The sequence below is a fragment of the Lentzea cavernae genome (genome assembly GCF_014653695.1).
Taxonomy (GTDB): domain Bacteria; phylum Actinomycetota; class Actinomycetes; order Mycobacteriales; family Pseudonocardiaceae; genus Lentzea; species Lentzea cavernae.
Genome location: NZ_BNAR01000028.1, coordinates 83,388 through 90,572, shown reverse-complemented (window position 1 = coordinate 90,572; position 7,185 = coordinate 83,388). Strand labels below are relative to the sequence as shown.

The 7,185-nt window shown below is 63.2% G+C and carries 6 protein-coding genes; 2 read left to right on the top strand and 4 right to left on the bottom strand.

Annotated elements, in window-relative coordinates; translation table 11 throughout:
• From IE307_RS44930 to IE307_RS44920, 3 genes are all read right to left on the bottom strand, one after another.
• A partial coding sequence (locus IE307_RS44930; protein ID WP_268250492.1) for an S-adenosylmethionine synthetase N-terminal domain-containing protein occupies positions 1 to 316 on the bottom strand: 316 nt, incomplete at its 3' end.
• Between the two features lie 114 nt (positions 317 to 430).
• The gene (locus tag IE307_RS44925) at positions 431 to 1,162 is read right to left on the bottom strand and encodes an enoyl-CoA hydratase/isomerase family protein (protein ID WP_191305606.1); all 732 of its coding nucleotides are present in this window, start codon (positions 1,160 to 1,162) and stop codon (positions 431 to 433) included.
• A gap of 214 nt (positions 1,163 to 1,376) precedes the next feature.
• Positions 1,377 to 4,271 (bottom strand): NACHT domain-containing protein, encoded by a 2,895-nt coding sequence (locus tag IE307_RS44920; protein WP_191305605.1) that lies wholly within the window; start codon positions 4,269 to 4,271, stop codon positions 1,377 to 1,379.
• A 358-nt stretch (positions 4,272 to 4,629) separates the two neighbouring features.
• On the opposite strand from IE307_RS44920, the gene IE307_RS44915 reads away from it, so the two are divergent.
• On the top strand, positions 4,630 to 5,457 hold the full coding sequence (locus tag IE307_RS44915; protein WP_191305604.1) for a pentapeptide repeat-containing protein: 828 nt from the start codon (positions 4,630 to 4,632) through the stop codon (positions 5,455 to 5,457).
• Between the two features lie 51 nt (positions 5,458 to 5,508).
• Entirely contained in the window at positions 5,509 to 5,670 is a 162-nt protein-coding gene (locus IE307_RS44910) for a hypothetical protein (RefSeq protein ID WP_229905659.1), read from the top strand.
• 778 nt (positions 5,671 to 6,448) lie between these two features.
• On the opposite strand, the gene IE307_RS44905 is transcribed toward IE307_RS44910, so the two are convergent.
• Positions 6,449 to 6,778, bottom strand: a complete 330-nt coding sequence (locus IE307_RS44905) for a hypothetical protein (protein WP_191305603.1) — start codon at positions 6,776 to 6,778, stop codon at positions 6,449 to 6,451.
• Positions 6,779 to 7,185: the final 407 nt, after the last annotated feature.

Sequence of the window (7,185 nt, the reverse complement as noted above, 5' to 3'; positions counted from 1 at the left end):
CGATGTCCGGGGACTGCGCGCCGATCGCCACGTTCACGCCGCACGAGTGGCCGTCGAAGCCCTTCGCGGACGAGTCGTAACCGATCTCCAGAATCGTGTTCCGCACGATCAGCGGGATGTCGGCGTACGCCTCGGTCGTGACTTCCCCGGCTACATGGACTTGCCCGGTCGTGACGAGCGTTTCGACGGCGACTCGGGAGCGCGGGTCCTTGGACAGCAACGCGTCCAGGATCGAGTCGCTGATCGCGTCACAGATCTTGTCCGGGTGTCCCTCGGTCACCGACTCACTGGTGAAAAGCCTGCCGTGCTCAAGCATGCGTCTCCTCGCGTTCGGCACCTTGCGGGCATGCGGATCTCGGCCAGTCTCTGCGTTGAAGCGGAGTTCAAGTCAAGCCGCTGAGGCCCAGGAGGAACGCATGGTTACTAACCCCTACCTGCGTTCGGTGAGGCTCTCCGCATAGGAGGTGATGCTCGCCAGGACCGCGCCGTCATCCCAGACGTCAGCCACATGCGGCCGGTCGACATCACCACGTAGCTGTCGCTTGGTCCACGAGTACAAGGAAGCCGGTGCCTGCCGCATCGCGCTCGCAGTTGTGAGTGCGATGTGCAGTAGTTCGTCCGGGTCCACCACTTCGTTGACCAGACCGATGGATCGGGCCTGGGTCGCGTCGTACAGACTGCCTCGCAGAGCGAGCTCGGTCAGCACACCAGGGCTCACGCGATGCCGGAGTATCTCGATGCCGAGGTCAGGAAACGGGATGCCCGCGCGAAGTTCCGGTGTGCCAATGCGACCGCGACCTCGACTCATGATCGTGTAGTCGCAAGCTGCCGCGTAGATCGCGCCGCCTCCGACAGCGTTGCCGTTCACTGCGGCGACTATTGGGTGGGGATAGTGGAAGAGCGCCGAAAAACTCTCCACGAGCGCCTCGCGAAACTCGCCGATGCGCCCGGTGTCAGCTAACAGAGCATGCAGGTCGATCCCCGCGCTGAACATCGTCCCGGCGCCGATCAACACCACCGCTTCGCCATCGCTTAGAGCAGTTGCCAGTGCCGCGCTGAGCTCGCGGCACACGTCAGGGGTGAGGGTGTTGGCCTTGCCGTTGGCCAGCCGCAGCACGCGAACACCATCTTGCTGCTCCACCTCGACGTGCGTGGCCGGCATCGGACCTCCTTTTGGGCGGACAGATCCCGACCTTGGCAGCCGACGTCGGTCGTGGATACCGCTGACAGAAGGAGGAACCGGTTGAGGTCGTGACGGTTGCCTGGGCCGTGTATCGCCTTGTGGCTTAAGCACTAGTGTTCCTTGGCTCCAGAGCTCGTGAGCGACCAACTTGGCATCGTCCGTGAGATCGGAAGTGGCCGTAGACCGAGATGCTTCAGGGCCTTCGTGGAAGCCCTGCTTCTGACCATGACCACTCGATCATCGCCGTGATCAGGAGGTGAACCGTCACCCCGTCCATCGGTTCGATGTCGTCGAGTCGGCCGTGGCGGTGGCGGGCAAGGTGAAGAAGCGGCATTCCCTGCTCTGGTAGCTCGTCGGCATGAGGTTCGATGAGATCGAAAACCTCGGAGTGCCTGTAAGCAGCAGCAGCGACGGCGATGGTTGGTAGGAACTCGTCGCGATAAAAAGCCCATGACGCCAGGAAGCCTGCAAGGCCGTGCGGCCACACTCCCTGCTTGTTGCGCAGGAGGTTCCAAACCTCATCAGCAGCCCGCGAGTCGAACACGGCAGCCTCATCGAGCAGTTGAGCAGTGATCGTCGGCCAGCTGTTGATCGGAACGGCTCGAAGAACTGCGAACAGGCGAGGTACGAGATAGTCGGCGGTGATCGCCTGGTCCGCTGTGCTCAGGCCCGCCGCTGCATGACCGAGAGCCACAAACTCTGCGGTGAAGGTTCGGTCAGCCAACATGTGCTTGTGGACCGAACGCTCGATGTCCTTTACCGGAGGATCAGTGTTCCAGCGAAGAGAACCAGAGTTGATGCTGATGGAGATGATCACTTCTTCGAACTGCTCTGGATCAAAACCGGCTTCCCACAGGGCGACGCAGGAGTGCCACTCCTCCAGGTAGTCATCTCCCCAGATTTCTTCGAGGTCGATCGAGCGCATATCAGCGACCAGTAGCCGCAAGATGAGCAGGTTCGTCGAGTAGGCGGCCAAAGTGCGAATGTGATTGCGTTGCAGCGTTTGGTAAGCGATGTACCGCCTTGGTTCGGCACGTGTGGGGAAGTCGCGGATCAGAGTGTTGAGCGCGTGCTCAAACATTGACAGGTCCTGGTGAACCCTGAACCTGTGCGCCAAGAAGCTCGTGATCGGCGAGCGGCGGGCCAACGGGCGGTGTGAGAGCAGAGCGAAGAGCAGGTCATCATCAGGCTTCGTCTTACCGCGCAGGGCTGCGACGGCTGCGACCTCCTCAAGAGTGTCATGAAGTTGCGAGGCGACCAGGTACTCAGCGAAGGTCGCGTGCAGGAACTCGTAGTTGCGTTGTCGCGTCGCCGAACTGATGGCTGCGGCGGTGTGTACGAAGAAGAACTGGCCTAGTACGTGCTCGCCGGAGGTGACCGGCTCTTCGAGATGGATGAGATCTGCTGTGAGTTCAGCTTCGCTGATGTTCTGGGTTCCGCGGTTGAACATGCCGAGGGCAGCGATCGCCAACCTGCGCAACAGATCCGGCACGGTCTCAGTGGAGTTCGTGCTGTCATACCGTGACACTTCTCGGAGCGCGTACGCCTCCAGCAGCCTCTTGTAGAGCTCGGCCTTGGACAGGTCGGTGCGCAGTTCCACCTGGGGATCGGAGAAGTACAACGCGAGCATAAGCAGCAGCAGCGGCTGTCCCGCGATGTCACGCTGTGCCAGCGCAACGTTGAGCGGTATCTGGCGAGTGGAGTTGCTGGCGTTCACGCGATTCCAGCGGGTGAGCCATTCCCCGATCTGAGCGTCGTTGAAGTCGCTGATTCTGATGACCGGGCAGCCATCCGGGATCAGTACGCGGTCAGCGACGACCGTGCGGGAAGTGACAACGACCGCAAGAGGCCGGTCGAGCACCGCCTCTACACGCTGGAACTCGATGACGTCGTGCAGGTAGCTCAGACGGCTGTTCGAGCTGGCCTGGAGCAACTCGTCCAAGCCATCGAGCAGAACGACGCGGATGGTGTCTTCGGACTGGTCGGACAGTTCGGCCCAGGAGACCCGTCCATTGGTGCTCTGGGCGAGCGCCTCACGGATCTGCTCGCTTATCGGAGCGTTGGCCTCCACAGCGCGCAACGGCACCCGCACTACCGTGAAACCCCGCTCTGACAGGCGTGCTGCAAGCACCTTGGTGAGCAGAGACTTTCCAGCACCGGGGTGGCCGAGCACCACAAGAGGTCGTTCAGTGGCTTCGAACGAGGTGAAGTGCCTTGCGAGCTTCAGTTCCAGGTCGAAGCCGTCGGTGTTGAGCGACTCGTACCTGGGGCTGATGAAGATCTCGTCGACCGTGGGGAAGGTGGCAACTTCGCCGTAGCCCTCCCGATTCACCACCGGTCGACCCAACTCGCTGACGTTGATAGCGGCGATGGTCTTCGCCGCACCGTTGGGCGGTGGCCCGGGTTGAAGCAGCGTTTCCAGGCGTCCCAACGCGGTGTGGGTGTAGCTGTGTTCGATCTGGTCGGCCCATACCGCGAACTCTGGCACCTTCGCCTTCAACTGCTGGTACAGGTTTTCGTAGTTCTGTGAGGTGAGAAACGGAATCGTTCGCAGATCGTCGTTGGTGGCGTCGCCGAAGACCGACTGCATACCCTCAGTCACTGCGGAACTTGCCCAGGCCTCTACGAACTTGGTGACTGTGAGGAAGTTGTTTGACGCCGACGGAGTGGGAACAGGCACCGTGTAGAGATGATGCACGAGGGCACGGCTTGGCTCGCCTGGGCTCAGTTTGCCTTTGAGGTGGACGTCCAGGACTTCGCGGACCGCATCGAAGAACGCGGTGACCACGATGATCGTATGCGCTGCGATGACCAGTTCGTATCGTTGAAGGCCACGCTTGTCTGCGAGGCGCGATGTGACTGTGTCAACGCCTTCGCGAAGGAGGCGCATTGCCTCGTTCTTCTGGTCGATCCATCCCCAGACCGCGCTCAGGGGACTCGTCGCCGGCAGGCCGCCGGCCGCGAGGATGACGCCACCAAGCAGGTTGTCCAGAAGCTTCACCCAGCCCGGTGTGTCTGCTCCGAAGATCTTGAGCGCGCCGCGGAACGAGATCGCCGGGTTTCTTGCCACACGACGAATGTCGCGCACAGTGAAGTGATTGTTACGGACGTGCCGGTGTACAGGGACTACCTGACACGATGTGTCGCGTCTCGGCGTGCACAGACTCCGGCACTTCGCCGTGGTCACCGGTGGGATCGTTGGGGGCGAAACATCATGCGGATCGGCAGGGTGTCACCCTCATCCTGTGATCCCTCGTAGCGCATCCAGTTCCCGTCGCGCTCGGCCTGTCGGTCTGCTTCGTCCGTCCGCTCGCCGAAGACCCCGAATACGCGGAGGCAGGTCATGGAACTGGACCGCGATCGCCGCCGTCATCGCCGCGCTGGCCTCCGCCACCGGCGTTTACTTCACAGGCCGATCCCTCGACGCCACCCGTGCTCAGACCGCTGTGACTGAACAGGGGCAACTCACCGACCGGTTCACCAAGACCGTCGATCAACTCGATCGCACCGGCGCCGATCACCTCCAGGCCCGCCTTGGCGCCATCTACGCGCTTGAGCGCCTGGCCCGCGACTCTCCGCGCGACCAACCGACCATCATCGAGATTCTCTCCGCCTTCGTCCGCACGACAACACCACGACCCACCCCTGCCGCGACTGGCACCACGAAATCCGCCATGACCTGCCCTAGCCAGCCCGTCTCCCCAGACGTTCACGCTGCACTCACCGTCCTGGGCCGCCGCAACACCACCCACGACCAGCACAGCCGAGTCGATCTGACCGAGACCTGCCTGACCGGCGCGAACCTCTCTGTCGCGAACTTCTCTGGCGCGGACCTCGCTGGAACGAATTTCAGCGGCGCGGACCTTGCCGGAACGAATTTCAGCGGTGCGGACCTTGCCGAAGCGAATTTCAGCGGCGCGAATCTCAATTGCGTGAACCTTAATTGCGTGAACCTCTCTGGCGCGGACCTCACCAGTGCGGACCTCACAGACGGGGACCTCACTGCTGCGGACCTCCGCGGCGCACGGTTCCACTACGCAGATCTCCGCCGCGCGACCCTAAGCAGTGTGAACCTCAGAAACGCTCTCCTCGGCGGTGTGAACCTCGCAGGCGCGGACCTCAGCACCGCGCTTCTCGCAGGCGCGGACCTCTGGAACGCGGATCTCAACGGCGCAAACCTATGCGGCGCGGAGCTTTTGAATGTGCGCCATAACGAGAAGACCAACATCGCCGACGTTAAGACCGATGCGCGCACGAGCGGCAAGTGGTGGTGACGGCTGGCCGACCTGATCGGAAACGGTCCACGGCAATAGCTATGTGTCGCAATCTGGTCAATTCTCGTTGACCATGACTTGAAGGAACGCGCGAAGGACGCCGCGTGGCGTGAGCTGCTCACCGCTGGCGTCGATCACGTCAACACCGACGACCTCGCAGGGTTGCGGGCGTTCCTCCTGGCGAACGACCCGGCTGAGCGGAGCAGAGGCTGATGAACCGTGGGCAGGGCTCCGCCGGATAGGCGGAGCCCTGCCCACTGCGCAGCTGGTGGGGGAACATCAGACCACCTACGGCCTCGCGTGCTGACTCCCCTTATCCACAGGGCCTTGCAACGGGGACTCTGACCAACCGCAACGGCAACACCGCCTGACCGGATGCCAGCGCCGGCGGCTATCCGCGTCCAGCTGGCTACAGCTGTGACGAGTACCCGTTCCGCTCATCCGAGGAAGGCGCTTACACGATCTCCCCGGATCGGCGCCAAGGGCCACCGGGACGAACGTTCTCGTGGTGGCAGATCAGCGCACTGTGCACCGGTTTGGCCGGCGCAACACCGGGAGTGCTGGTCGTGTTCACGGGTATCGTCCGCGTTGCGGTGAGTTTCACAGTCCACGCTCGGCGCCTTCCTGCACCGGAGGTCGACCGACCCGACTGGATGAGATCGTCCAGGTGTCGTAGGGACTCGTCGCGGTTCGTCGGCTCGCGTCGCAGGTGGCAAGCACCATCCGCACAAGGATGAATGCCTAGACGACGAGGACAATCTCGACAGCCTACTGAAGGCCACGGTCACGAACGTCGTCACTCAGACATAGATCGAGGTGCTCGGGACGAAAGAGCGACTTGAGAAGCTTGGATCTGCTGGCCGTGCGGAGGCCAGGCGCGAGGTCGCCTCCGCTCCCGCTTCGACGGCGAGGATGACCTCTGGACGTTGCGACGCGTGGAACTCATCCATACGATCCCGCAGCCGATTCAGGTCGTCCTCGGAGCCCGCGTTCAGCGCCCCTTCCGCAGGATGGCCGTGATCCGTTCACCCTCGGCGGTGGTGAGCGGCCCGGCGGAGGCCTCGTCGGCGAAGCCAAGGGCCACCGCCAGCAGTCGCCCGTGCAGGTCGAGCGCCGCTTCAGACAGCGTCGTCAGGTCTCCAATGGCGCTGCGTGCCCTCGCCCATCCGACGACACCAGCCCCGATGGCAGCCGGGAACGCCGGCCACCACACGACGCCCAGCGCCAAGTACGGCCAGATCCAGGTGCCGGTGGCGACCGCAGCGGCAAAGGCGGCGTGCGCCGCGGAGATCTCCTGCCTCGTCGTCTCGGGCAGCAGCAATCACAACCGCGGCCCGGCGAAGGGGAGATCGAGACCGTAGCGGTCCAAGGCGATCTGCTCGACAGCGTGAACGCGATCTCCCATCCAGGTTGGACGTCCTGGCTTCGCCATCGCTATGCGATTGGTCCGGTCGGCAGCCGCGTTGATCTCGGCGGACCTCGTCGGTCCTGGGAACGACCTGCTCGTGCTTTTGCCGCAGCTTGACCCGGTTCTGCCAGCGTCGCTGCCGCTTCCCGGCCCGCCACCTACCCAGTGGTCCTGGCCACGGCCCGAGCCAGATTCGTCTCGTCACGCCAGCCATCCCCTGCACGGCGAGCCCGGTGGCGGTGGCCGCCAGCAGGACCGCGATCAACAGCAGGGCGCATTCGGCGAACGGCGAGCTGACCATGAAGAACATCCGGCTCCGC